The organism is Phytohabitans rumicis, from assembly GCF_011764445.1.
Taxonomy (GTDB): Bacteria; Actinomycetota; Actinomycetes; order Mycobacteriales; family Micromonosporaceae; genus Phytohabitans; species Phytohabitans rumicis.
Genome location: NZ_BLPG01000001.1, coordinates 8,315,725 through 8,338,798, shown reverse-complemented (window position 1 = coordinate 8,338,798; position 23,074 = coordinate 8,315,725). Strand labels below are relative to the sequence as shown.

Annotated in this window: 20 protein-coding genes and 3 pseudogenes; 11 read left to right on the top strand and 12 right to left on the bottom strand. The window is 71.4% G+C overall.

Annotated features, from left to right (window positions below):
• The first annotated feature begins 18 nt into the window (after positions 1-18).
• Positions 19-1,701, top strand: a complete 1,683-nt coding sequence (locus tag Prum_RS37770) for a dihydroxy-acid dehydratase (protein ID WP_246278359.1) — start codon at positions 19-21, stop codon at positions 1,699-1,701.
• Here Prum_RS37770 and Prum_RS37765 read toward each other — a convergent pair.
• Complete coding sequence (locus Prum_RS37765; RefSeq protein ID WP_173084615.1) at positions 1,693-2,652, bottom strand: acetylxylan esterase; 960 nt, start codon at positions 2,650-2,652, stop codon at positions 1,693-1,695. The two genes, Prum_RS37770 and Prum_RS37765, sit on opposite strands and share 9 nt — an antisense overlap.
• Positions 2,653-2,809: 157 nt before the next feature.
• Between Prum_RS37765 and Prum_RS37760 the strand changes: the two genes are divergently transcribed.
• The gene (locus Prum_RS37760) at positions 2,810-3,331 is read left to right on the top strand and encodes a helix-turn-helix transcriptional regulator (protein ID WP_173081452.1); all 522 of its coding nucleotides are present in this window, start codon (positions 2,810-2,812) and stop codon (positions 3,329-3,331) included.
• A gap of 93 nt (positions 3,332-3,424) precedes the next feature.
• Here the strand turns inward: Prum_RS37760 and Prum_RS37755 are convergent, their stop codons facing one another.
• Together Prum_RS37755 and Prum_RS37750 are read right to left on the bottom strand one after the other, a co-directional pair.
• The gene (locus tag Prum_RS37755) at positions 3,425-4,744 is read right to left on the bottom strand and encodes a glycoside hydrolase family 18 protein (protein ID WP_173081450.1); all 1,320 of its coding nucleotides are present in this window, start codon (positions 4,742-4,744) and stop codon (positions 3,425-3,427) included.
• Between the two features lie 27 nt (positions 4,745-4,771).
• A complete protein-coding gene (locus Prum_RS37750) occupies positions 4,772-5,341 on the bottom strand; it encodes a protein-tyrosine phosphatase family protein (protein ID WP_173081448.1) in 570 nt (189 codons plus the stop codon).
• 211 nt (positions 5,342-5,552) lie between these two features.
• Between Prum_RS37750 and Prum_RS37745 the strand changes: the two genes are divergently transcribed.
• From Prum_RS37745 to Prum_RS37735, 3 genes are all read left to right on the top strand, one after another.
• The gene (locus tag Prum_RS37745) at positions 5,553-6,236 is read left to right on the top strand and encodes a GntR family transcriptional regulator (protein ID WP_173081446.1); all 684 of its coding nucleotides are present in this window, start codon (positions 5,553-5,555) and stop codon (positions 6,234-6,236) included.
• Positions 6,236-6,535: a cupin domain-containing protein gene (locus Prum_RS37740; RefSeq protein ID WP_173081444.1), complete on the top strand. Its 300-nt coding sequence runs from the start codon at positions 6,236-6,238 to the stop codon at positions 6,533-6,535. The genes Prum_RS37745 and Prum_RS37740 overlap by 1 nt, the downstream gene beginning before the upstream one ends.
• A gap of 273 nt (positions 6,536-6,808) precedes the next feature.
• Complete coding sequence (locus tag Prum_RS37735; RefSeq protein ID WP_246278358.1) at positions 6,809-7,075, top strand: hypothetical protein; 267 nt, start codon at positions 6,809-6,811, stop codon at positions 7,073-7,075.
• Between the two features lie 1,125 nt (positions 7,076-8,200).
• On the opposite strand, the gene Prum_RS37730 is transcribed toward Prum_RS37735, so the two are convergent.
• Both Prum_RS37730 and Prum_RS37725 read right to left on the bottom strand, forming a co-directional pair.
• Positions 8,201-8,839, bottom strand: coding sequence for an SRPBCC family protein (locus tag Prum_RS37730; RefSeq protein WP_173081440.1), 639 nt, complete (start codon positions 8,837-8,839; stop codon positions 8,201-8,203).
• Positions 8,836-9,171, bottom strand: coding sequence for an ArsR/SmtB family transcription factor (locus Prum_RS37725; protein WP_173081438.1), 336 nt, complete (start codon positions 9,169-9,171; stop codon positions 8,836-8,838). Before Prum_RS37725 ends, Prum_RS37730 begins: the two co-directional genes overlap by 4 nt.
• A 100-nt stretch (positions 9,172-9,271) precedes the next feature.
• Here Prum_RS37725 and Prum_RS37720 point away from each other — a divergent pair, with 100 nt between their 5' ends.
• On the top strand, positions 9,272-10,222 hold the full coding sequence (locus tag Prum_RS37720; RefSeq protein WP_173081436.1) for a DUF6528 family protein: 951 nt from the start codon (positions 9,272-9,274) through the stop codon (positions 10,220-10,222).
• 65 nt (positions 10,223-10,287) lie between these two features.
• On the opposite strand, the gene Prum_RS37715 is transcribed toward Prum_RS37720, so the two are convergent.
• Complete coding sequence (locus Prum_RS37715; protein ID WP_173081434.1) at positions 10,288-11,526, bottom strand: vanadium-dependent haloperoxidase; 1,239 nt, start codon at positions 11,524-11,526, stop codon at positions 10,288-10,290.
• A gap of 164 nt (positions 11,527-11,690) precedes the next feature.
• Here Prum_RS37715 and Prum_RS37710 point away from each other — a divergent pair, with 164 nt between their 5' ends.
• The 4 genes from Prum_RS37710 (at position 11,691) to Prum_RS54675 (ending at position 16,736) form a co-directional block, all read left to right on the top strand.
• Positions 11,691-13,616, top strand: a complete 1,926-nt coding sequence (locus Prum_RS37710; protein WP_173081432.1) for a PPC domain-containing protein — start codon at positions 11,691-11,693, stop codon at positions 13,614-13,616.
• 164 nt (positions 13,617-13,780) lie between these two features.
• Positions 13,781-13,993: a hypothetical protein gene (locus Prum_RS37705; RefSeq protein WP_173081430.1), complete on the top strand. Its 213-nt coding sequence runs from the start codon at positions 13,781-13,783 to the stop codon at positions 13,991-13,993.
• Complete coding sequence (locus Prum_RS52570) at positions 13,960-14,841, top strand: AAA family ATPase (RefSeq protein ID WP_246278357.1); 882 nt, start codon at positions 13,960-13,962, stop codon at positions 14,839-14,841. The genes Prum_RS37705 and Prum_RS52570 overlap by 34 nt, the downstream gene beginning before the upstream one ends.
• Before the next feature lie 104 nt (positions 14,842-14,945).
• Entirely contained in the window at positions 14,946-16,736 is a 1,791-nt protein-coding gene (locus tag Prum_RS54675) for a LuxR C-terminal-related transcriptional regulator (RefSeq protein WP_308785448.1), read from the top strand.
• Here the strand turns inward: Prum_RS54675 and Prum_RS37695 are convergent.
• Both Prum_RS37695 and Prum_RS55420 read right to left on the bottom strand, forming a co-directional pair.
• A complete protein-coding gene (locus tag Prum_RS37695) occupies positions 16,641-17,987 on the bottom strand; it encodes a YibE/F family protein (RefSeq protein WP_246278356.1) in 1,347 nt (448 codons plus the stop codon). The genes Prum_RS54675 and Prum_RS37695 overlap by 96 nt on opposite strands.
• Positions 17,988-18,621: 634 nt before the next feature.
• Positions 18,622-19,043: pseudogene (locus Prum_RS55420) on the bottom strand (DinB family protein).
• Between the two features lie 117 nt (positions 19,044-19,160).
• Between Prum_RS55420 and Prum_RS37685 the strand changes: the two are divergent.
• Positions 19,161-20,944: pseudogene (locus Prum_RS37685) on the top strand (VanW family protein).
• On the opposite strand, the gene Prum_RS37680 reads toward Prum_RS37685, so the two are convergent.
• The 4 genes and pseudogenes from Prum_RS37680 to Prum_RS52550 form a co-directional block, all read right to left on the bottom strand.
• A complete protein-coding gene (locus Prum_RS37680) occupies positions 20,941-21,684 on the bottom strand; it encodes a TIGR03089 family protein (RefSeq protein WP_173081428.1) in 744 nt (247 codons plus the stop codon). The pseudogene Prum_RS37685 and the gene Prum_RS37680 sit on opposite strands and share 4 nt — an antisense overlap.
• Positions 21,685-21,693: 9 nt before the next feature.
• Positions 21,694-22,062: a winged helix-turn-helix transcriptional regulator gene (locus tag Prum_RS37675; protein ID WP_173081426.1), complete on the bottom strand. Its 369-nt coding sequence runs from the start codon at positions 22,060-22,062 to the stop codon at positions 21,694-21,696.
• Position 22,063: 1 nt separating this feature from the next.
• Positions 22,064-22,441: a zinc-binding dehydrogenase gene (locus Prum_RS52555; protein WP_246278355.1), complete on the bottom strand. Its 378-nt coding sequence runs from the start codon at positions 22,439-22,441 to the stop codon at positions 22,064-22,066.
• Positions 22,442-22,764: 323 nt separating this feature from the next.
• Positions 22,765-23,025, bottom strand: a pseudogene (locus Prum_RS52550) (alcohol dehydrogenase catalytic domain-containing protein); the annotation flags it as partial.
• Between the last annotated feature and the right edge of the window lie 49 nt (positions 23,026-23,074).

Genomic DNA, 23,074 nt, shown 5'->3' with positions numbered 1-23,074 from the left:
GGATCTCCGCAGCGCGCAGTGGTACGCCGGCACCGACCGCAACGCGTACATCCACCGCGCCTGGATGCGCCGCGGCCTCCCGGACTCCGCCTTCACCGGCCGCCCCACATCGCCATCGCCAACACCGCCTCCGACCTCACCCCCTGCAACGCCCACCTCGACGAGGTCGCCCGCAGCGTCGCCAACGGCGTCCACGAGGCCGGCGGCGTCCCGCTGAACCTCCCGGTCGTCTCGCTCGGCGAGACCCAGGTCCGCCCCACCGCCATGCTCTGGCGCAACCTCGCCGCGATGGCCATCGAAGAGATGCTGCGGGCCAACCCCATCGACGGCGTCGTCCTGCTCGGCGGCTGCGACAAGACCATCCCGGCCCTGCTCATGGCCGCCGCGTCCGTCGACCTGCCCGCCGTGGTCGTACCCGGCGGGCCGATGCTCACCGGGCACTTCCGCGGCACCCCGCTCGGCTGCGGCACCGACGTGTGGCGACTGTCCGAAGAGGTCCGCGCCGGCACGCTGTCGCAGGAGGCGTTCCTGCGGTCCGAATCCGCCATGATCCGCAGCAAGGGCCACTGCAACACCATGGGTACGGCGTCCACGATGGCCTGCATGGCCGAGGCGCTCGGCACCACCGTCCCCGGGATCGCCGGCACGCCCGCGCCGGACAGCCGGCTGCTGGCGCTCGCGCAGGAGACCGGCCGGCTCGCCGTCGAGCTGGTCGCCGAGGACCGCCGGCCGAGCACCATTCTCACCAGCGGCTCGTTTCGGAACGCGATCGTCACGCTGGCCGCGATCGGCGGCTCCACGAACGCCGTGGTCCACCTGCTGGCCATCGCCGGCCGGCTCGGCATCGACCTGACGCTGGACGACTTCGACCGTACGGGCTCCGGCGTGCCCCTGCTGGTCGATCTCCAGCCGGCCGGCCGCCACCTCATGGACGACATGTACCGGGCCGGTGGACTCCTCGCCGTCCTCAACGAGGTGCGCGATCTGCTCGACCCGGAGGCGCTGACCGTCACCGGCCGCCCGCTCGTCGAGCAGCTCACCGACGCCGAAATCTGGGACGAGTCCGTCATCCGCCGCCGCGCCGATCCGCTGCTGCCGGACGCCGGCATCGCCGTCCTGCGCGGCAACCTCGCCCCCGACGGCGCCGTCATCAAGCCGGCCGCCGCGTCGCCGGAACTGCTGCGGCACCGGGGCCGCGCGGTCGTCTTCGACAGCGTCGAGGACCTGCACGCCCGGCTGGACTCCCCGGATCTGGACGTCGACGAGACGTCCGTGCTCATCCTGCGCGGCTGCGGGCCCAAGGGCTATCCGGGCATGCCCGAGGTGGGCAACCTGCCGCTGCCGGCCAAGCTGCTCGCGAAGGGCATCCGCGACATGGTACGCGTCAGCGACGCCCGGATGAGCGGTACGGCGTACGGCACGGTGGTGCTGCACGCCGCACCCGAGGCGGCGATCGGCGGCCCGCTGTCGCTCGTACGCACCGGCGACATCGTCGTGCTGGACGTGCCCGCCCGCCGCCTCGACGTCGAACTGTCCACGGTGGAATTGGGACAGCGCCAACCGGCCGACGTGCGCGCCGCCGCCCCCGCGCGCGGCTGGGAGCGGCTCTACATCGACCACGTGCTACAGGCCGACAAGGGCGCCGATCTGGACTTCCTGGTGGGCTCCAGTGGGGACAGGGTCAGCCGGGAGTCACACTGACATCAGATTGGCCAGGTACCGGATCTGGGCCTGCCGCTGGAACGCCTGCCCGCCCTCGTGCCCGTTGTACGCCCACACCTTGATGTCCTTGTCGGCGGCGTAGTGGTTGTACGCGGCGTACACAGTGGATGGTGGGCACACCGCGTCCATGAGCGCGACGGAGAAGAGCGCCGGGGCGGTGGCCCGCGCCGCGAAGTTCACCCCGTCGAAGTAGCGCAGCGTGTCGAAGACCTGCTCGACCTGGTCCCGGTGCACCTTGCAGTACGTCCTCAGCTCCTGGTACGGGTACTCGTCGGTGATCTCCGTGGCGCGCCGGTACTGGCACAGGAACGGCACGTCCGGCATCGCCGCGACCAGCCCGTCGACGAGCCCTGCCACCGCGAGGGTGATGCCGCCGCCCTGGCTGCCGCCGCCGATGACCACCCGCCGCGCGTCGACCAGCGGGTGCTCGCGGGCCGTCTCGACCGCCCGCACCCCGTCGGCGAAGACCCGCCGGTAGTAGTAGTGCGCCGGGTCGAGAACGCCGCGGGTCATGAAACCGGGCGTCTGCGGTGCGCCGGACGCGTCCGGGTCGGGGGTGTCGCCGCTCAGGTAGCCGCCACTGCCCTGGCCCCGGGTGTCCATGACGAAGTGGGCGTACCCGGCCGCGCTCCAGTGCAGCCATTCGTGCGGCAGGCCGCGGCCACCGCCGTACCCGATGAACTCCACGACGCACGGCAACGGGCCGGTGGCGCCGCGCGGCGCGATGAACCATGCCTTGATGGGCTGGCCGGCGAAGCCGCTGAACGTCACGTCATGCACTTCCACAGTGGACAGTCCGCTGTCGTACGGCCGGAACGTCGCCGGCGTGGCGGCGGCCCGGGCCTCGTCGAGCGTGGCCGTCCAGAACGCGTCGAAGTCGGCGGGCTCGTCCCGGGTGGGCAGGTACTGGCGCAGCTCGTCCAGCGGCATATCGACGAACACGGCGCTCCCTTCATGATCGCGATTGCGACCACCCTAACCGGGCGGACGCGGACTCGGGTAGCGCCAAAAGGCGACGCGAAGAACTTATTGTCCTAAGGACCCCTTGTCCTACACCACCCACGGGCTCGCCCGGCATACTCCCGGGATGCCAGCGAGCATTGACGTCACCACCGGTGCCGGTCGCAGCGTGGCCCGCCTGCTGTGCCTGGTCTGCGCCGAGCTGCGCGACCAGGACAGCCTGATCCATGAGCCGGTCATGGCCAGCCGGATATGGCAGGGCGTCCTCACCGGACTGCTGCTCGCCGCGGACCACCCGTACCGTGGGACGGCGGCCGCACCGAGCCGGCCCCGCCACGTCAAGCGGGCGCTCGACGCGATGGAGGCGGACCCCGCCCGGCCGTTCACCGCCCACGACCTCGCCCGGATCGCCGGCGTGAGCGTGCGCGCCCTCCAGGAGGGCTTCCACCGGCACGTCGGTGTGCCGCCCATGACGTACCTGCGGCGGCTGCGCCTCGCCGGCGCGCACGCGGACCTGTGCCGGGCCGCGCCGGGCGAGGTGACTGTCGCGGCGGTCGCGCACCGCTGGGGCTTCGCCCACCTCGGCCGCTTCGCCGCCGAATACCGCCGGGAGTACGGGGTGTCCCCCGTTACGACGCTGGCTGGCTAGCCTCGCCTACGGATTTCGACGTCGATCAAGGGCGAACGGCCGTGGATTGGAGATCCAACCACGACCGTTCGCCCTTGATCGACGCAATAAGAACTAGCGGCCTAGCGTGTGGGAGATGGTCTTCGTGAGAGTGGCCTGGTCGTCGTCGCCGTCCAGGGACCAGACCATGGCGCCGCCCAGGCCCTTGGCGCGGATGTACAGGGACTTCTGCGCCACCACGATCGGGTCGTCGTACGTCCAGAAGGTGGTGCCGTCGAAGAGCCAGGCGTGCCCGGCGCGGAGGTCACGGTGGACGGTGAAACCGTTGGCCGGCAAGGTCTTGAGCTTCTTGTAGTCCTCGTACCCCGCCTCGAAGGTGGCCGGCGCGGGCCCGGTCGACGTACCGAACAGGCCGTTGGTGCCGCCGGTGACGCCGGTCCAGCCGCGGCCGTAGTACGGGATGCCGACCACGAGCTTGCCGCGCGGTGCGCCGCGCAGGAGCCAGGCGTTCACCGTGTTCTCCACGGAGAAGTCCGGGTTGTCAGGCGCCCCGGCCGGTACGCGCAGCGCCGACTGCTGGTTGGCCCGCGCCTCCCAGGTGCCGTGGAAGTCGTACCCCTGAAGGGTCCCGAAGTCCAGGTACTTGAAGATCTTCCGGACCTCGAAGCCGGCGTCGATCGTCGCCGGCGCGGCCGGCAGGAACGCGGTGAGCTGGTAGTGCTTGCGGGACGAGCGGCCGAACGCGTCGAGCTGGCGGCGGAACTCGGCGACCAGCAGGGTGAAGTTCTGCTTGTCCTCGGGGCGGACGACGTTGCCCGGCTCCCCGTCCGAGCCCGGCCACTCCCAGTCCAGGTCGATGCCGTCGAAGACGCCGGCGAGGGCCCCGGGGCCGCCCGAGCCGCCGTCCGGGTTGGGCAGGTTGCCCTTGAGGTAGAGGTCGATGCAGGAGGACACGAACGCCTTGCGGGAGGCGTCGGTAAGGGCCGCGTTGGAGAAGTACGTCGACCAGCTCCAGCCGCCGAGCGAGATGAGCACCTTCAGGTCGGGGTGCTTGGCCTTGAGCTTCTGCAGCTGCCCGAAGTTGCCGTTGAGCGGCTCGCCCCAGGTGTCGGCGACGCCGTCGACGCTCTCCTCGGCGGGCACCGGACGCTGGTAGTCGGCCCAGGAGTCGCCCTCGCCGGGACCGCCGTCGACGTAGCAGCGGCCGTCCGGGCTGACGTTGCCGAACGCGTAGTTGACGTGGGTGAGGCGGCTTGCGGCGCCGGACGTGTCGAGCTTCTTGACCGGGAACGCCCGGCCGTAGATGCCCCATTGCGTGAAGTACCCGACCTTGACGTACCCGTCGCGGTGGGATGACGACGCCGCGGCCGGTGTCCCGGCGGCGGCGACGAGGAGCGTGGCGATGGCGACGCCCGCGCCGAACAGTCTGCGCATGGGCAGAACAGTAAGTAAGGTTTCCTGTTAATTCAAGAGGCGCAGCCTGCCGATCGGGAGCGCGCCCGCCTTCAGCCAGCGCTCGACGCTGGCGGTGTACGCGGCGACGATGCGGGCCTCGACGCGGTGCCGCGACAGCAGGTCGACCGCGTCGTCGGCACCGAGCCCGCGCAGCCGCAGCACGGCGTACGCGAGCATGATGGACCGTCGGCGACCCTGCTGGCAGTGGACGAACACCCCGGCGTCCGGGTCGTCGGTGAGCACCCGCGCGGCGAAGAGCGCCGCCCCCGACCACAGGCGCGGCGGCTGCGGCCGGCCGAAGTCCCACATCGGCGCGTGCACCACCCGCGCCGGCCCGAACACCGCCCGCTCCGCGGCGAGATCCTGGGAAATCCACGTCTGCGGGGTCGAGCGGCAGTTCACGACGTGGGTGACGCCGTCGTCGACCAACCGGAGCAGGGTCGCGGCGGTGGGCAGGTGGCCGACCGCGATGCGCTGGTCACCGATCCAGCTCAGCGGCGTCGTACCGCGGCTCGGGCCGTATAGCCGGGTGCTGTAGCGGTGGAACTTTTCCCGCCAGCCGTCGACATATCGCATACCCACCCAGCTTACGCAGGCACTGATGCAAGGAAGGGCACCTTGTTAACGCTTTCTGCATAGGAAGGGCCCCCTCCTAACACTTGCCGGCCAGGCGCGGAGGCCGGCCATGACCACCGCCAGAGATCTTCCCAGCGCGCCATGAGGTAGCATCGGGCCCGCTTGGCAGAGGCATGACAATTCCGCTTGATATTTGATCTAGGAGGGCTTGATGCCCCCGGGCAGGCCGGCACCCCCCACTCACCGCACGCTCGCCGACGCCGCCACCGCGCAGCTGCACGAGGCGATCCTCGCTGGCGACCTCGGCGCCGGATCCCCGCTGCGCCTCACCGACCTGGCCGACAGCCTCGGGATGAGCATGATGCCCGTCCGCGAGGCGATCCGCCGGCTGGAGTCGCTGGGGCTCGTCGAGGTGATCCCCCACAAAGGAGCCTGGGTACGCGAGCTTACCCTCGACGACGCCCACGACACGCACGAGATGCGGCTCCTGTTGGAGGTCACCGCGGTCGAGCGCGCGGCACCGCGGTTCACCGACCGCGACACCGAGAAGGCGAAGGCCGCGCTGGACCGGCACGTCAACGCCGCGCAGATCGGCGACCAGGTGACCGCGCGGCAGGCGCACACGGACTTCCACTTCGCGATCTACGCCGCGGCCGGCTCCCGCTGGCTGCTGCACGCGCTCGAACCGGTGTGGCAGAACAGCGAGCGCTACCGCTTCGCCGGCACCCGCAGCGCCGAGGCCCAGGCCGACCGGCTCAAGGAGCACCAGGCCATCCTGGCGGCCTGCATGGCGCGCGACGCGGTGGCGGCCGCCGAGGCGCTGCGCGTACACATCCACAACTCCCGTTCCCGCGTCATCCAGAAGATGACCCGGCTCGACGAGAAGGACGCCTAGTGACGGAGCTTGGCCCGGTCGGCTACCGGATCATCCTGGAGAACGAGCACGTCCGGGTGTGGCAGGTGGCGCTCGGTCCCGGGGAAACGCAGCCGCTGCACTATCACGAGCACCCGTACCTGGTCATCGCGATCGAGGGCGCCATCAACCTGGTCGAGACGGCCGACGGCCAGCTGCGGGACGCGCCCGAGCCGACCGGCGGCGTCGTCTTCCGTCCACCGGGCGACACCCACACCCTGACGAACGTAGGCGAGACCCGTTACGTGGCCCGGATCGTGGAGCTGAAGACGGTGTCTTAGTTCGCGAGTGCTAGGTAGAGGAGGACGACCACCAGCACCGCGAACGCCACCAGCAGTCCGCCCACCAGCAGCGTCTCGCCGATACCGCGACCCTCTTCGTTCGGCATCCTTGCTCCCCAGGTTCTGATATTTGATCAGATCGCGGAGGATCATAGCAGGGCCGGCGGGTGGCGCGTTTCGGGGAGCAAAGTGTCGTACCCGCTCGGGAGAATCGAAGACAACCGAAGAAGTGGACGGACCTGGTGGGTAGTCATGTACGCAGTTACGTACAGAGTGGATCTGGCACACCGATGCGAGGCGCTGTTCGCCTCTGACCTTCAGTACTCGCAGCACCCCGCTCCGCAGGACGTACGCGCCGCGGTCATACGCACCCTCGACCGCCTCGGCGAAGCCGCCTGCCTGGCCCGGATGGCGCAGGAGTTCGGCGACCACCCGGACACCGCCGCGGCCCGCATGCGCTGGGCCCGCGAGGCCGTCGCGCTGGCGTACGCCGAGGCGCCCATCCCCACCCAACGCGCCTGCCTCGTCCCCACCGCGTAACACCCCTACTGGCCGCGCCCATCCCGGCCCTCGCCGCGCCCGCCCCGGCCCTCCTCGCGGCCCCTTCCCCACCCGCACCCGCACCCGCTCGGCCTCGCCCCCGCGCCCACGCCGCGCCCGCCCGGCCTCGCCCCGCGCCCACCCAGGCCCGCGCCCCCGCGCCCGCCCTGGCCCGCACGCCGCGCCCGCCCCGCCCGCCCCGCCCGCCCCGCCCGCCCCGCTCGCCCCGCCGATCAAGGGCAAACGGCCGTGCTTTGATCTCCAAACCACGGCCGTTTGCCCTTGATCGACGCAGAATTCCTTGATCGACGGGCGTGGGCGGCGCCCAGACCGGCACGGGTGTGTGGCGAGCACGCCCAAGCGGGCAGCCCAACCGCGCCGACACATGGTGCACGCGACGCGAAACGGTCGGCCGCCACCAAACCCCCCGTTACCGCCCAGTAGGGCGCCTCTGTTGGGGGTTGGCGCGTGAGTGGGGCGCCCTCAAGGCCGGGTAGTTAAGGGAATCAGGTCCATGTCAAGCGCTGATGTGACGCGGCCATCGCCCTCGACTTTGGCGACTGTGTCGAGAAATTGCCCTCCCAGGGGCAACTGCTCACCACAGTCACGGCATACGTCGACCCCGCCGCCGAACACACCACCGGCCCAGTCGGCGGACCCAGATCCAGCAGCCGGTTATATCGGATACATCCGGGTACAGGCCCGGCCCACCCCCAGCCAAGTCGAAGCTGGCAGTAGATCTAGACAAGTTAGGGCTCAATGTCAGCCATAACTCGTCTAGATCTACCCCGCCTTGGCTCCTGCGGTGATCATGAAGTTGGCGCCGGGGAGAGCCCTTTCCCTGCGGCTAACTCCATGATCACCGCAGGCTGGCGTCGGCTCCAACGCTCGGGAAGCGATCAGCCGCGCGGCTTGACAGCGCCCAGGAATCCTTGACTACCCGGCCTTGAGGGCGCCCCCATCACCGCCTGGTAAGGAACAGGCGCCCCTCCTCACGCCCCAGCCCCAACAGGGGCGCCCTACTGGGGAGTAGGCCAACACGCGCCGGAGCACACGTGAAGGGGGCGGCGGTCACCGCTGCGCTGGGCGTCACATCAACGACGCGGGCCAGATCCTGGTGGGCGGCTACGCCGAAGGTGCGTAGAACTGCGTGGTGGCCTGGACCGCGGCCGCGACCTGCTCGTCGCTGGCGCCCGACGCCCGCAGCGACTCGCCCCACGCCTGGCTGCTGCGCGTGCTGAACTCCCGCGCCTCCGGCGAGGACTCGAACTCCTCGTGGTCCGGGATCGACTCGCCCCGCAGGTGCATGCTCAGGCCGAGCAGCGAGAGGTCCCAGCCCACGCCGGTGGCGCCCGGCCCGTACTGCGACCACATCTCCTCGGGTACGACGGCGGTGTGCACCAACTCGAACTCGGTCGCACCGTCGCCGCCGGGCGCCAGGCGCACCTCGACCTCGGTCACGTCCTTCTCGGTGGGGTTCTCCCCGAACACCCACGTGACCTTCAACAGCCGGGGCGGTTCGCAGCGCAGGATCTCGCCGCCGGCGTTCCCCTTGAGCTGGTAGCTGCCGCCGACCTTGAGCTCGCCGGTGACCGGCATGAACCAGCGGTTGATCCGCTCGGGATCGGTGATCGCGTCCCAGACGTCGTCGATCTCCGCGTCGTACCGGCGGCGCAGCACCACGGTGCGGCCCTCGCCGGCCGGGATCCGCCCGTGACCGGTCTCCCGGTGTACGGCGGTCAGCTCATCGAGTATGTCCCTCATCGCTGTCTTCTCCGCTCTCGCTTTCCGCGCGCCAGCTCGGTCGCCAGCGCGTCCAACCGCTGGTTCCAGAAGGCACGGAACCGGTCCAGCCACGCGTCGACCTCCCGCAGGGGCGCGGCGTCCATCGTGTACAGACGGCGGGTGCCCTCGGCCCGGACGGTCGCGAATCCGTTGTCCCGCAACACCTTCAGGTGCTGCGACACGGCCGGTTGGGAGATCCCGAACTCCGCCTGGATGACCGTGGTGAGCGCCCCGGAGGTCTGCTCCCCCGCGGCGAGCAGCTCCAGGATCCGCCGCCGCACCGGGTCACCGAGGACGTCGAACGCGTGCACACTGGCGACTATGCCACCGCCCACTTATATAAGTCAAACATGGGATAGCAGGTTCGTGGCACACTGTTCGCCGCATCATCATGATCATGGGAGGCTCTTGATGCAGCGACGCTCCATCCTGCGCGGCCTGGCCGCCGGCGCCATCGCCGGCCCGTCCGCCGCGCTCCTCGGCAACACCCCGGCCCAGGCCGCGACCAGCTACTACGTCGCCACGACCGAGCAGGTCAAGAACAGGGTGCTGGTCTTTCACAAGAACGGCGCCTTCAGCGACGCGAACATCCACTGGAGCTTCAGCCCCGGTGGCGGCTCCTGGGCCAACCTGTCCGACATCAAGATCCGCAGCACGGCGGCGCAGGGCTGGATCGCGCTGGTCGTGGCGTCCGGCGGCAAGGCCGGCATCATCAACATCGGCAGCGAGAAGCACACCGAGCTCAACGACCTCAAGTGGCAGGCCACGCCGGGCGGCAATCCCCATGCCATCGAGCGCATTCCCGGAAACGGCTCCGTCGTCGTCGCCAGTTCCGCGGGCCATCTGACCGTGTACGCCCCGAGCAGCGTCAGCAACCTCGCCAGCCTGGCCAAGGTGCAGACGGTCAACCTCGCCGGCGCGCACGGCGTGCTGTGGGACCCGACGTACAAGCTGCTGTGGGCGATCGGCAAGGGCACGGTGCGCGGGTACGCCGTGGAGGGCTCGGGCCGGGGCACCCGGATCCGGCACTACGGCGCCGCGGTGAGCCTGGGCAGCAGCAACCTCGGGCACGACCTGCAGCCGGACTACAGCAACACGCAGCGGATGCTGTGCACCGCCACGGACGGCGTGTACGAGATCAGCACCGCCGGTGGGTCGTTCAGCAAGCGGAAGATCTCCAGCGAGACGCGGGTCAAGGCGTACGTGCGGCACTCGTCGGGCGAGGCCATCTCGGTACGCGCCGACAACACCGGCGCCCGTACCTGGGGCAGCCCGACGGTCCGCTTCTCCGCCTCCGCCGACCGCACGCGCGGCGGTGCCGAGTTCTACAAAGCGCGCATCTGGACCCCCGACTTCCAGTAGGGACCAGGCGTTAGGAAGGGCCCCCTGCTATGCAAAAAGCGATAACAGGGTGCCCTTCCTTGCACTCAGCGCGGGAGCAGGCGGGTGGTTAACACCTCGCGGGCCACACTCCGGCCGAGCGCCAGCCCGGCCTGGTTGCTGAACTCGAAGTGCTGGCCGCCGAAGACCCGGGACCGCCCAGCCTCGGCGGCCGCGACCGAGAAGCTCGGATAGCGACGCGCCACACCACCCGGCGCGCTGTCCGTGGCGTACTCGAATCCGATGTGGTCCTCGCGGAAGAACCCGGACAGGACCGCGGCGGCCGCGCCGCTGTACGAGCTGTGGCCGGAGACGTATTCCGGCGTGCCGCCGGCGCTGCCGGCGCGGGCCGACCAGGCCGGGTTGGGCGCGGTCAGCGGGTTGCCGTCGGTGTCGGCCTCGCGGATCGCGGTGGTCGGCCGCCAGTGGCGGTTGTCGAACTTGGTACGCACCGTGGCCACGGTCGTGTCGGCCAGCGCCATGCTCAGCAGGGCCAGCAGCCGCGCACCGTCGGCAATGGACAGTCCAGGTGAGACGGTGAGCGCGATGCCGATCCACGCGCCGGCCGGCTGGGCCGAACCGGCGGGCAGCGACCAGAACTGGTAGGTGGCGAGCTTGTCGTCCGCCGGGATCGCGGCGTCGCCGAGCAGGGCCACCTCGGCGAAGGCCGCCGCATAGTCCAGTGTGTCCAGTGCCGGCGGCGGGCCGGGCACGTGCGCGACCGGGTCGGCGACCGCGAACGGCCGCACGTCCCGATACTGCACACCCGACCAGGCGGCCCGGAACACGCCGGGCCCGGTGCCGGCCGGCTGGGCCCGCACCGGCGTGGACCCGTCGCCGGTGCGGGCAGCCACCACCCGGGCGCCGACCTGCCCGCCCCAGCGCGCCCCCTCGACGCGCCGGGGTCCGGGACGCAGGCCGGCGAGGTCCGCGTCGAGCCGGGTGTCGTACGCCGCCGCGCGGTCCGGGTCGAGCCGGATCAGCACGGCGTGCGCGGCGGCTACGGCCGCGGCGCGGGTGTCGGCGCCGCGCGGCCCCGGCTCCGGCACGAGCGCGGGCGCCCGGTCCCCCGCCAGGCCGTTGACCGCGTCGTAGATCGCCACATTCACCATCGCGTAGAGCCGGGCGGCGTCGGCGTCGGTCGCGCGCAGCGCCCGGACGGCGTCCAGCGCCAGCCGGTTCCACGCCGCGACCAGGTCGAATCCGGCCCGCCCGGCATCCGCCCGAGCGGGCGCACCCAGGCCCACGAGGACAAGGACCAGCACCACGGCGAGGGTCTTGCGCATGCGTGTACCTTGCACCCGCCCAGCGTGGACGGGGGCTGATACGTCGGCTACCGGACTGAAGTGATGACGAACTATTGAAATATCTATCTATTCTTGACCATTGTGACTAGTCTCGCCGGTGCCGTCCGAGGCGGGGGCCTCGGACTGGCTGAAGGGGAGACACCATGCGTCGAACCATCGCGATGCTGGCTGCCTGCGTGCTGGCGGCCGCAACTCTCGCACCGGGCGAAGCGTCCGCACAGGCGGCCAAGCCCAGTCCCGACGACCGGAAGGCGCTCGCCGCCGGTCTGCAGGTCGCCGACAAGGCGCCGGTCACGGCCAAGGCGCCGCCCGGCGCGAACCCGTACCTGTCGCTGCTGCCCAACCCGGCCAAGGCCGACCTCGCGGCCTGGGACAAGTACCTCGCGGCCAAGGGCAAGGAGCGCGCCAAGCAGAAGGCCGCGCAGCTTCGCGCGCTCGCGGCGGCCTCGCCGATCCTGGTCGACGAGGACGAGCCGGACGGCATCCGCGGCTCCAACGACAGCCCCGCCACCGCCCAGCCGGTGCCCGGCTTCGGCACCGCCAACCGGCAGAACCCGCGGGCTCGCGTGCTCGGCACGCTCTCGCCCGAGGTGGTCACGGCCGTCACCGTGCCGGCGAACGCGGAGGACGACGGGTCCATCCCGCTGGCCGGCGACACCGGCATCGGCTCGTCCCGCAACGGCATCAAGACGTCCGCGACCATCGGCGACGGTCCGCACGGCAGCGCCGGCTCCGGCTCCGGTGACTTCGACGTGTACCAGTTGGACGCCACCGCGGGCGAGAGCATCACCGTCGACATCGACACCCCGACCGGTTCGCTGGACTCGGTGGTGCTGCTGATCGACGCCACGGGCGAGATCATCGCCGCCGCTGACGACACCCCGGAGGGCTTCGACAGCCTGCTGCAGTTCCAGTTCACGGCCGCCGGCACGTACTACGTGTTCGTGACCGGGTTCCTGGCGCTGCCGAACGACCCGTTCGACTCCGGCAGCGGCACGGGCGCCGACAGCGAGGGCCCGTACGACGTGACCATCCTGGTCGGCGAGGCCGATGTGGACTTCTTCGCCGTACGGCTGCGCAAGGGCGACGTGCTGGGCGCCACGGTGACCGGCTCGCCGGCCGTGCTCAGCGTGTACGACACGGTGCCGCGACTGGTGCATGGCTCGTCCCAGGACGCGTCGTTCATCTACCCGGCCAACACCCCGCTGCCCGGCGGCGGCAACGCGGTCGTGGACTACGTCGCGGAGAAGGCCGGCCTGCACTACGTCGCGGTCAGCTCCGGCAGCGGCAACTACGACATCACCGTCGAGGCGTTCCGGCCCGCGCTGGAGGGCGCACCGCCGGTGCAGACGCTGTTCCTGGACTTCGACGGCGCCCGCCTCAACACCGCCCCGTTCGGCGGGCCGGGTGTGCGCACGCTGAGCCCGTTCAGCGCCTTCCTCGGCCGCTGGGGCCTCACCCGCGCGGACGAGAACGCGCTGATCAACGCGATCATCGCCGAGGTGACGGAGAACGTGCGCCAGGACCTCATCGCCAGCGGCCTGAACAACCGGTTCCAGATCCGGATCCGCAACAGCCGCGACCACGCCGACACCTTCGGCCAGGCGAACGTCAGCCGGGTCATCGTCGGCGGCACCATCGACGAGTCCGGCATCCCGACGATCGGCATCGCCCAGTCCATCGACCCGGGCAACTTCGAGACCGAAGAGTCGGCGCTCGTGCTGCTCGACGTGCTGAGCGACCCGGCCGGTGACGACGCGTCGCTGAACACGTACCTGACCAGCGCGAGCAACCGCATCGCGTTCATCGGGCAGGCGGTCGGCAACGTGGTCTCGCACGAGGCCGGGCACTTCTTCGGCAACTGGCACGTCGACCAGTTCAACGACATCGCCAACCTGATGGACCAGGGCGGCAACTTCCCGTTCCTGTACGGCGTCGGCCCGGACGGCGTCGGCGGCACCGCCGACGATCCCGACGTCGACTTCGGCGAGGACGAGTTCAACCCCAATGAGGGCTTCACGGGTACGGAGGACACCCTGAGCCGGGTGGTCTTCGGAGTCACCAGCTAACTAAGTAGTGGGCCGGCCGTCTAGGCATACCTAGTGGGGTGCTTAGGCGGCCGGCACCGCCTCGCTAAGCCGGCGGGGCGGCCAAGATAGGTAAACGCTCCCGATGTGTGTGGCCCCTTGCCAACCGAGGATTGATACATCAGCGGTTGACAAGGAGAAAAGCCATGATGATGCACCCGGATCTCTTGCTGGCCCAGGCGAACGACCGCCGTCGCGAGCTGATCGCCGAGGCCGACCAGGAGCGCCTTCTGAACATCGCCCGGCTGGCCCGCCGCGCCCGCCGCGCCCGCCAAGCGAAGCAAGACCCCGCGGCCCGGGGCCGGCCCGCCGGTACCCTGGCCTCGTGCGAACCATCCGCGGCGGTGCCAGCCCGGTGATGATCGGGCGAGGGAGCGAGCTGCGCCGGTTGGGGCAGCTCGCTTCGGCGCGTGAGCCGGCCGTCGCGATCATCGCGGGCGAGCCCGGCATCGGCAAGACCCGCCTCGTGCAGGAACTGCTGGAGCGCCTCTCGCCCGACACCGTCGTCCTGGTCGGCCAGGCCGAGCCCGGCTCGCTGTCCCGGCCGTACGAGGTGCTGCTGGACGCCATCGACGCCCGCCCGGAGGTTGATGCCGAGCAGCTCGCCGCGCTCGGCGACCCGCGCCGCAGCCCGGTCGAGCGGCTGCACACCGGCCTCGCCATCGTGTCCGACCTGGTCGGCGACGCCCCTGCGGTGCTCGTGTTCGAAGACCTGCACTGGGCCGACTCGGAGAGCGCGGCCCTCTTCGAGCGGATCGCCGACCAGCGCGGGCCGCGGCTGCTGATCGGCACGTACCGGCCGGACGAGGTGACCCGCCGGCAGCCGGTGGCCGGCCTGCTCGCCCGGATGGAACGCCGGCACGCCGTCACCCACGTACGCCTGGACCGGCTGAGCCCGTCGCAGACCGCGGCGATGCTCGCGGCGGCGACCGGCGCGCCGGCCTCCCCCGGGCCGCGGCCGCGCTGCACCACCGCACCGGCGGTAACCCGTTCTTCCTGGAGGAGCTGCTGCGCGGCTTTCCCGGGCTCGACTCGGAGGCGCTGGTCGACCAGCCGCTGCCGTGGAGCCTCGCCGACGTGCTGCGCCGCCAGGTCGACGACCTCGACCCGGTCAGCCACCGCATCGTCGAGGCGGCCGCCGTGCTCGGCCAGCGGATCCCGTTCGACCTGCTGGCGGGCGTGGCCGGGGCGACCGAGGACGAGCTGATCGGCGTGCTGCGCGACCTGGTCACCCGGGGCGTGCTGGTCGAGTCGGGCGAGGACGAGTTCGCCTTCCGGCACGCGCTGGTCCGGGAGGCGATCGCCGAGCAGATGCTGGGCCGGCAACGCAGGCGACTGCACGAGGCCGCTCTCGACGTACTCCTGAAAGGTGGCGCGTCGGACCCGGCGCTGGTCGCGCACCACGCGCACGGCGCGGGCCGGTATGACGACATGGTGGCCGCGGCCCGGCGCGGCACCGCGCTGTATCTGTCGATCGGCTCGGCCTATCAGGCGCTGCAGCTGGCCGAGCTTGGCCTGGAGGAGTCGCCGGACGACAGCGACCTGCTCGCCGGCGCCGCGCGGGCGGCGTGGCTGGCCGGGCTGCTGGACGAGGCGCTGCGGTACGGGCGGCGCTGGCGGGACGGCGCCGACACGACGACCTACCGGGCCGAGTCGCTCTACGTGCTGGTGCGGATCGCGTGGGAGTCCCGCGAGTTCGACGAGATGCGGGCCATGACCCGCCACATCGAGACGCTGATCGCGCAGCTCCCGCCGGGCGCCGACCAGGCGCGGGCGATGACCGCGATCGCCCAGTCGGCCTACCTGCTCGACGATCTCGACGCCGCGCTGCTGTGGTCGGACCGGGCGCTGGCGCTCGCCGACGAGTTCGACCTTCCTTTGGTACGCCTGGCGGCGCTGGTCGAGAAGGGTTCGACGCTGACCGAGCGGCCGGACCGGGCTGCCGAGGGCCGGGAGATCCTGGCCGGCCTGGTCGACGAGGCGGAGAAGGCCGACGAGTGGGTGCTGGCCGCGCGGGCGCTCAACCACCTGGTGCAGGAGCCGCCCGCGTCCCCGGTCGAGCAGGCCGAGCGGCTGGAACGGATGCGGGTCGACGCGGAACGGGCCGGGTTCGAGTCGCTGGCGGTGTCGTCGTACTTCCAGGGGCGCGCCCGGCTCGCCATGTGGGCCGGCGACCTCGCCGCCGCCATCGCCGCCCTGGAAGAGGGGCGCGAGCAGGACCGCGGCTACCGGCGCCGGGGCCGGTGGGCCGACTACCACGGCGTCTTCCTCGCCGGGCTCTATCTGGAGGCCACCGAGCTGGACAAGGCCGAGCGGGTCATCGCCGACCTGGTGGCCGTGCCGGACAACCCGCCGACGACGATCCCCGGGCTGGCGTTCCACCTGGCCTGCCGCCGCGGCGACCTGGCCCGCGCCGAGGCGACCCTGGACCAGTTGCTGACGGCGTTGGCCGCGCAGACCTGGCGCAGCGGCGACCAGGCCCACGACCTGATCTCGGCCGCCCTGGAGCTGGGGCTGCCGCAGCCGCGCCTGGACTCGCTGGCGGGCACGTTGCTCGACGACAACACCTGGGACGCGTACCGCACGCTCGTCGACGCGCAGCTCGCCGAAGCGCGCGGGCGGCACGCGGAGGCGCTGGCCGGTTACCTGTCGATCGCCGAGGCGCCGGTCATCGGGCCGGCGATCCGCGGCACCATCCACGTCGGCGCGGCCCGCTGCCTGCTCGCTTCTCCTTCGGCCTCGTCGGCTTCGTCCGGCTCGTCGGGCTCGTCGGCTTCGTCGGCGGGGGCGTCGGCGCAGGTGGAGGCGGCCACCACGCTGCTGGCCGGGTGGGGCGGATGGCGGGTGGCGCAGCTGGAGCAGGTGCGCGCCCGGCTCGGCATGGCGCCCGCCGACGCGCCGCCGGCTGTCACCGGCCCCGCCGCGCTCACCCCGCGGGAACGCGAGGTAGCGGTGCTGATCAGCGACGGGCTCACCAACAGCGAGCTGGCCCGGCGCCTCTACATCTCACCGAAGACCGCCGCCGTGCACGTCTCCAACATCCTGCGCAAGCTGGGCGTGTCGTCCCGGACGGAGGTGGGCGACCTCGTCCGGCGCGGCTGAGCTCCAATCGATCTCTGCCCTGCGCCTTTTCGGCACCTTTGCCGGCTTTTGTGGCCTCTGTCGGGCCATGAGTGCGGCCAGCGCCGTCGTGATCGGGACCGCGGCGATCAGGCCCATCGTGCCCACCACACTGCGGACGATCTCCTGGGCCAGCATCTGCGTGGTGAGCACCTGACCCAGCGGCGTGTGGCCGGCCGCCAGCAGGATGAGCAGTGGCAACGACGCGCCCGCGTACGCCAGCACGAGTGTGTTGATCACGCTGGTGATGTGCGCGCGGCCCACCCGGGACGCCGCCCGGTAGAGCCCGACCGCGGACAGCGACGGGTTGGCGTGGGAAAGCTCACTCACCGTCACCGCCTGGGTCACCGCCACATCGTCCAGTACGCCCAGCGACCCGATCAGGATGCCCGCCAGCAGCAGGCCCTGCATGTTGACGTCGCTGAAGGTGAGGCTGAGGAAGTTGGTCTCCTCGGTGCCGACGCCGGTGAGGTGCAGCGCGGCCGTCGCGAGCGCGGCGAGCAGCCCGGTCAACGTCAGGCTGGTGAGCGTGCCCAGGACCGCCACCGAGGTCGGCACCGTGAACCCGTGCGTGAGGTACAGCACCGACAACATGATCGCGGCCGAGCCGACCACCGCCACCAGCAGCGGCGAGCGCCCGTCCAGGATCGCCGGCACGATGAAGAAGAGCAACACGCCGAACGTGATCGCCAGCCCGCCCAGCGCCGCCAGCCCGCGCCACCGCCCGAACGCGACCACAGCGAGCGCGAACGCGATGCCGAGCACCCACAGGCCCGTACCACGCTGGTGATCCATGATCTGGTAGTCGGCGCCGGAGGCCGAACCCTCCGTGACGATCAACACGAGGTGGTCGCCCGGCTCGACCCGCGGAGCACCCGGTCCGGCCGGGATGTCCGTCTCGACCTGCTTGCCCTTGTCCGCGCCCTCGGTCAGCGTGATCGCGACGGTGCCGCAGATCCGCTGACCGCCGCCGGGCAACTCCGGCTGGTCGGCCGGGCACTCGGCCTGCGTGACCGCGACCACATCCCCGGTGACCTGGACCGCGTCCCCGCCCGCGTTCGGATTTCCGGCGTCGCCGCGCGGCCACAGCAGGACCATCGCGATGAGCGTCACAGCGGCCGCGCACGCCAGCACGGTGAGCGCGAACCGCCCCGCCCGCTGGTGCGCCGGCCCATCCCCAGCACCGTGCGCGTGCCCGTGATGGTGCCCGCTGACGTCCACCTCGCCGTCCATTGCACGCACGCTACCGCGCCCCCATCTCCCTCCCCTCTTGCGCCCTCTTCTCCGGGCCTCGCCCGTCGATCAAGGGCAAACGGCCGTGCTTTGATCTCCAAACCACGACCGTTTGCCCTTGATCGACGGCGTTGCCCTTGATCGGCGAGGTGGCCAGGCCGAGGGGACGGGCGGGGCTGGGCTGGGGTTCGGCAGCAGCTGTTACGTGTGAGTAGGGCGCCCCCACCGGGGCTGCGCGGGAGGAGGGCGCCCCCCAAGGCCGGGTAGTTCCCCGGTGCTGTCAAGCGGCGCCGGCTGGTCGCTTGCCGGCAAGTGGACCTGGTGGGGCAGGGCGGGATCTTGCGTCCGGATGTATCCGACCGACGCCAGCCTGCGGTGATCATGGGGTTAACGGTGGGGAGAGCGCTTGCCCTGACGCTAACTTCATGATCACCGCAACAATCGGGCCCTGCCCCCGACCCAGGCGAGCCCCCACCCACCTCGCCCACCGCGTCGATCAAGGATTTCGCCGTCGATCAAGGACGAACGGTCGTGGATTGGAGATCAAACCACGACCGTTCGCCCTTGATCGACGCAAAAGCAAGGCGCAAAGCAACGCGCAAGAGCAAGGCGCAAAAGCAAGGCGGGAGAGAGGTCACTCCTCGTGGTCGCCGGTGCGGCCGTCTAGGAGTTCGCGGAGGATGTCCAGGTGCCCGGTGTGGCGGGCGGTCTCCTCGATCATGTGGATGAGCGCCCACCGCATCGACACCTGCTCGCCGAACCAGGCCGTACCCAGGTCCTCGATCTCGACCTCGGCGATCACCTGGTCGGCCGCCGCCCGGGCGCGGGCGTAGAACGCGAGCACGTCGTCGGTGCTCTCGTGCGGCTCCACGCGCAGGTCCGCGTTCTCGTCCTCGTCGTCGAACGGGAGGGCTCGGTCTCCCGCCCGAATGTCTGGCAGAACCAGGCGTACTCGTTGGCCGCCAGGTGCTTGACCAGGCCGAGCAGGTTGGTCCCCGACGGAGTGACCGGCTGCCGGAGCCGCTCGTCGTCCAGGCCGCCGACCTTCCACAACACGACCTCGCGGTGACGGTTGAGGCTGGCGTGCAGGCTGAGCTTCTCATCGCCGGTGTAGGGCACACGTAGAACCACCAGGGGACCCTAACAGCGGGCTGTCGCGTACCATCGGCCAGCGTGACTTCACAAGGCCAGCGACCGTTCGCCGACGAGGCGCCCACCGTGCAGCTCGCGGCGGTCCCGGCGGAGGCGCCCGCGCCGGCGCCGCGGGCGGGCAAGGGCGGCGGCGGGTGCTGCTCGCGGGCGGGATCGCCGCGGCCGTCCTGCTGTCCGTGGGTGGTGCTTCGGCTTACGCGTACGCCGGGGAGGTGCCCCGGGTACGACGGTGCTCGGCATCAAGATCGGCGGCAAGAGCAAGGCCGAGGCGGCGCAGGCGCTCCAGGCGGGGCTGGGCGGGCTGGCCGGCCGGCTCGAGGCGGCGATCCCGGTGCGGCTGGGCGACAACGAGCAGACCACCGAGGTCCAGCCGGCCGAGGTCGGGCTGGGCGTGGACGTGGAAGCCACCGTGGCGTCGGCCGCGAAGGGCGGGGCAACCCGTTGAGCCTGCTCTTCGGCTCGCGCACGGTCGAGCCGGTGGTGACCGTCGACCCGGCGAAGGTCGACGAGGTGCTGCGCAAGAGCCTGGGCAAGGACGCGCAGGCGATGAAGCTGCCGTCGATCACGTTCACCGGCACCACGCCGAAGGCGACGTACCCGCAGCCGGGCAAGGGCCTGGACGCGGACAAGGCGGCGCAGGCGCTGCGCGAGGGCTGGCTGGGCATCCACCCGGTGGCGGTGCCGCTGGTCGAGGTGCACCCGGCCACCACCAAGGAAGAGGTCGACAAGCTCGTCGCCGACCTGGCCACGCCCGCGGTCGCGAGCCCGGTCACCGTCACCACCGACCGGGGCACGGTCACCGTCCCGCCGGCCGCGATCGCGAAGAGCCTGGTCCTCACCGCGGACAAGACCGGCAAGATCAACCCGCGGGTGGACGAGAAGAAGCTGCGCGCCGCCCTCGCGACCCCGCTGGCCAAGGTGGAGGTGCCGGCCAAGGACGCCACCGTCGCGCTCAAGGGCGGCAAGCCCACGGTCGTCGCCGGCGCCGACGGCCAGCAGGTGGACACCGCCGCGCTGAGCACGGACCTGCTGGGCGTACTGCCGAAGGCGGACGGCCGGACGGTGACCGGCACGCTGACGAAGGTGGCGCCGAAGACCACCACGGAGACCGTGGCCAAGCTGGGCATCAAGGAGCGCGTCTCCACGTTCACCACGAAGTTCCCGGGCGGGCTGTCGTCTCCCCGCAGCCAGAACATCGTGCTGGTGTCGAAGGAGGCGGACGGCGCGCTGGTGCTGCCCGGCCAGACGTTCTCGCTCAACACGCACACCGGCGAGCGGAGCTACGACCAGGGCTACAAGGACGCGCCGACCATCGTCGACGGCAAGCTGGTCCCGGGCCCGGCGGCGGCGTCTCGCAGTTCACGACCACGCTGTTCAACGCCGTCTACTACGCCGGCATGCAGGACGTCGAGCACAAGCCGCACTCGTACTACTTCTCCCGGTACCCGCCGGTGATCGAGTCGACGATCTTCCCGCCGTACCTGGACTTCAAGTTCAAGAACAACACCGATTACGGCGTGCTGATCGACACCTCGTACACGTCCAGCACGCTCACCGTGTCGGTCTGGAGCACCAAGGTCTACGACAGCGTCACCACCGAGTGGAGCGCGCGGCGCAACATCACCCAGCCGAAGACCACGTACCTCGAGCCGGGCCCCAAGTGCATCGAGACCGCCGGCCTGCCCGGGTTCACGCAGGACGCGTACCGGATCTTCAAGAAGGGCGGCAAGGTCGTCAAGCGGGAGAAGTTCAGCTGGACGTACAAGGCCGAGCCGAACTTCGTCTGCGGAAAAGCGCCGGCCTAGCCGCGCAGCACGCGGGTCACCTTCTCGGCCCGGGTACGGGCGTCGAGCGCCCCGGCGTCGAGGTTGGCGCACAGGACCAGCGTGGCGCCGGCGGCGAGCGGCGCCAGCAGCCACTGGATGGGGTGCTCGAACCTCGCCGCGTCGATGAGCACCCGGTCGCCGGCGCGGATGTCGTACGCCTCCGCGACGCCCCGGGCGCCCCGCCCCCACTCCTCGTACGTCGTGCCGTCCACCGTGGCCGCGTCCGTGTACCGGACCTGGGCGTCCGGGCGGAACGTGTCGGCGTGCCCGCGCACCTGCGCGACGTAGTCCAGGTAGCCGTCCGGCACCTCGCGCAGCGGCGTGGCCATCGGGCCGAGGCCGAGCACGAACCGGTGGTCGGCCTCCGGCACGTCCTCGATGATGTCGCGGACCCGGTCGAGGGCGGCGAAGACGGCGCCGACCGGCTCGTCCGCGCCCGGTCCGATCCGCGGCAGCCCGGCCGTGGCCGCGCTGTGGAAGGCCACCTCCACGCCGGCCGACCAGCAGCCGAGCAGTACGGCGGCGGTCTGCCAGTGCGGCGGCAGGAGCACCGCGGCCCGGTCCCCCGCCACCAGCCCGCAGGCGGCGAGCAGGTTGGCCGTCTTGGCGACCCAGTTGGTGAGCGTCACGCCGGAGACCTCGGTGCGCTCGCCTGTCGCGTCGTCGTAGTACGTCAGCAGCGGGCGGGCGGGATCCGCCACGGCCAGGGAGGCGAGCACCGGCCGACCCTACCCGGCGACGCGCTCGTCGTACGCGGCACGGGCGGCGGCGATCTCGTCCTGGTGATCCTCGGTCCAGGTGACCAGCGACTGGATGGTGGCGTGCAGGGTCGCGCCGAGCGGGGTCAGCTCGTAGTCGACCCGCGGCGGCACGACCGGGTGCACGGTACGGCGGACCAGCCCGTCGCGCTCCAGCTGGCGCAGCGTCACGGTCAGCATCCGCTGGCTGATGCCGTCGATCCTCTGGCGCAGCTCGGTGAAGCGCAGCGTACGCCGTTCGAGCAGCGCGATGACGAGCAGCGACCACTTGTCCGCGACCCGGTCCAGGATCTGGCGGACGGCACAGTCCTCCGGCGCGTACCCCTCCACAGGGGTCATGCTACGGAATGAGCAAAAGCTTCCCCGTCGTCCGTCGGGACTGAAGGTCGTCGTGCGCCCGGGGCGCGGCGGCCAGCGGGTAGCGGCCGCCGACCGTGATGGTCAGCGTGCCGTCGGCGACCCAGCCGAGCACGTCGGCGGCGCGGCGAGCCAGTTCGTCGTCGCGGGCGATGAAGTGCGCGAGCGTCGGCCGGGTCAGCGACAGCGAGCCGCCGGTCGCCAGGCGGTTCAGGTCGAACGGCGGCACCGGACCGCTGGCGTACCCGTAAAGGGCCAGCGTGCCGCGGACCCGCAGGCTGGCGAGGCTGGCGTCGAAGGTGGCGTGCCCGACGCCGTCGTAGACCGCGGCCACGCCCTCGTCCGCGGTGACCTGCCGCACGTGGGCGGCGACGTCGTCGTACCCGATGACCTCGGCCGCCCGGCCTGCCGGGCGAGCTTTTCCTTCTCCGGCGAGGAGACGGTGCCGATGACCCGCGCCCCGAGCTTGGTGGCGAGCTGGGTGAGCAGCAGGCCCATCCCGCCGGCGGCGGCGTGCACGAGCACCGTGTCGCCGGGGCGTACCGGATAGCTGTCGTGCAGCAGGTAGTGGGCGGTCATGCCCTGCAGCAGCGCTGCGGCGGCCTGCTCGTCGCTGACCTCGGCGGGCACCGGCACGACCCGGTTGGCCGGGGCGACGGCGAACTGGGCGTACGCGCCGGCCAGGTTGGTCGACGCCACCCGGTCGCCGACCGCGGGCCCGGTGACGTCCGGGCCCACCGCGACCACGGTGCCGGCGCCCTCCGAGCCGGGCGTGAAGGGCGGCACGGACGGATACAGGCCGGTGCGGTGGTACGTGTCGACGAAGTTGACGCCGGTGGCGGACAGCCGCACCAGCACCTGGCCCGGCCCGGGCTCGGGGGTCGGCGTCTCGACCAGGGTCAGCACCTCGGGGCCGCCGTGCTCGTGTACGCGGATCGCGTCCATCGTGAACCTCCCTCTCGAAGGCCAGGCTATCCGGGCCTCATACTTCACG

Coding starts and splice junctions, on each gene's coding strand:
- Prum_RS37765 (WP_173084615.1), bottom strand. CDS start 2,652: ATGCCGCTGGACGAGCTGCGCCAGTACCTGCCCACCCGGGACGAGCCC.
- Prum_RS37760 (WP_173081452.1), top strand. CDS start 2,810: ATGCCAGCGAGCATTGACGTCACCACCGGTGCCGGTCGCAGCGTGGCC.
- Prum_RS37755 (WP_173081450.1), bottom strand. CDS start 4,744: ATGCGCAGACTGTTCGGCGCGGGCGTCGCCATCGCCACGCTCCTCGTC.
- Prum_RS37750 (WP_173081448.1), bottom strand. CDS start 5,341: ATGCGATATGTCGACGGCTGGCGGGAAAAGTTCCACCGCTACAGCACC.
- Prum_RS37745 (WP_173081446.1), top strand. CDS start 5,553: ATGCCCCCGGGCAGGCCGGCACCCCCCACTCACCGCACGCTCGCCGAC.
- Prum_RS37730 (WP_173081440.1), bottom strand. CDS start 8,839: ATGAGGGACATACTCGATGAGCTGACCGCCGTACACCGGGAGACCGGT.
- Prum_RS37720 (WP_173081436.1), top strand. CDS start 9,272: ATGCAGCGACGCTCCATCCTGCGCGGCCTGGCCGCCGGCGCCATCGCC.
- Prum_RS37715 (WP_173081434.1), bottom strand. CDS start 11,526: ATGCGCAAGACCCTCGCCGTGGTGCTGGTCCTTGTCCTCGTGGGCCTG.
- Prum_RS37710 (WP_173081432.1), top strand. CDS start 11,691: ATGCGTCGAACCATCGCGATGCTGGCTGCCTGCGTGCTGGCGGCCGCA.
- Prum_RS37705 (WP_173081430.1), top strand. CDS start 13,781: ATGATGATGCACCCGGATCTCTTGCTGGCCCAGGCGAACGACCGCCGT.
- Prum_RS54675 (WP_308785448.1), top strand. CDS start 14,946: ATGCTGGGCCGGCAACGCAGGCGACTGCACGAGGCCGCTCTCGACGTA.
- Prum_RS37695 (WP_246278356.1), bottom strand. CDS start 17,987: ATGGACGGCGAGGTGGACGTCAGCGGGCACCATCACGGGCACGCGCAC.
- Prum_RS37675 (WP_173081426.1), bottom strand. CDS start 22,062: ATGACCCCTGTGGAGGGGTACGCGCCGGAGGACTGTGCCGTCCGCCAG.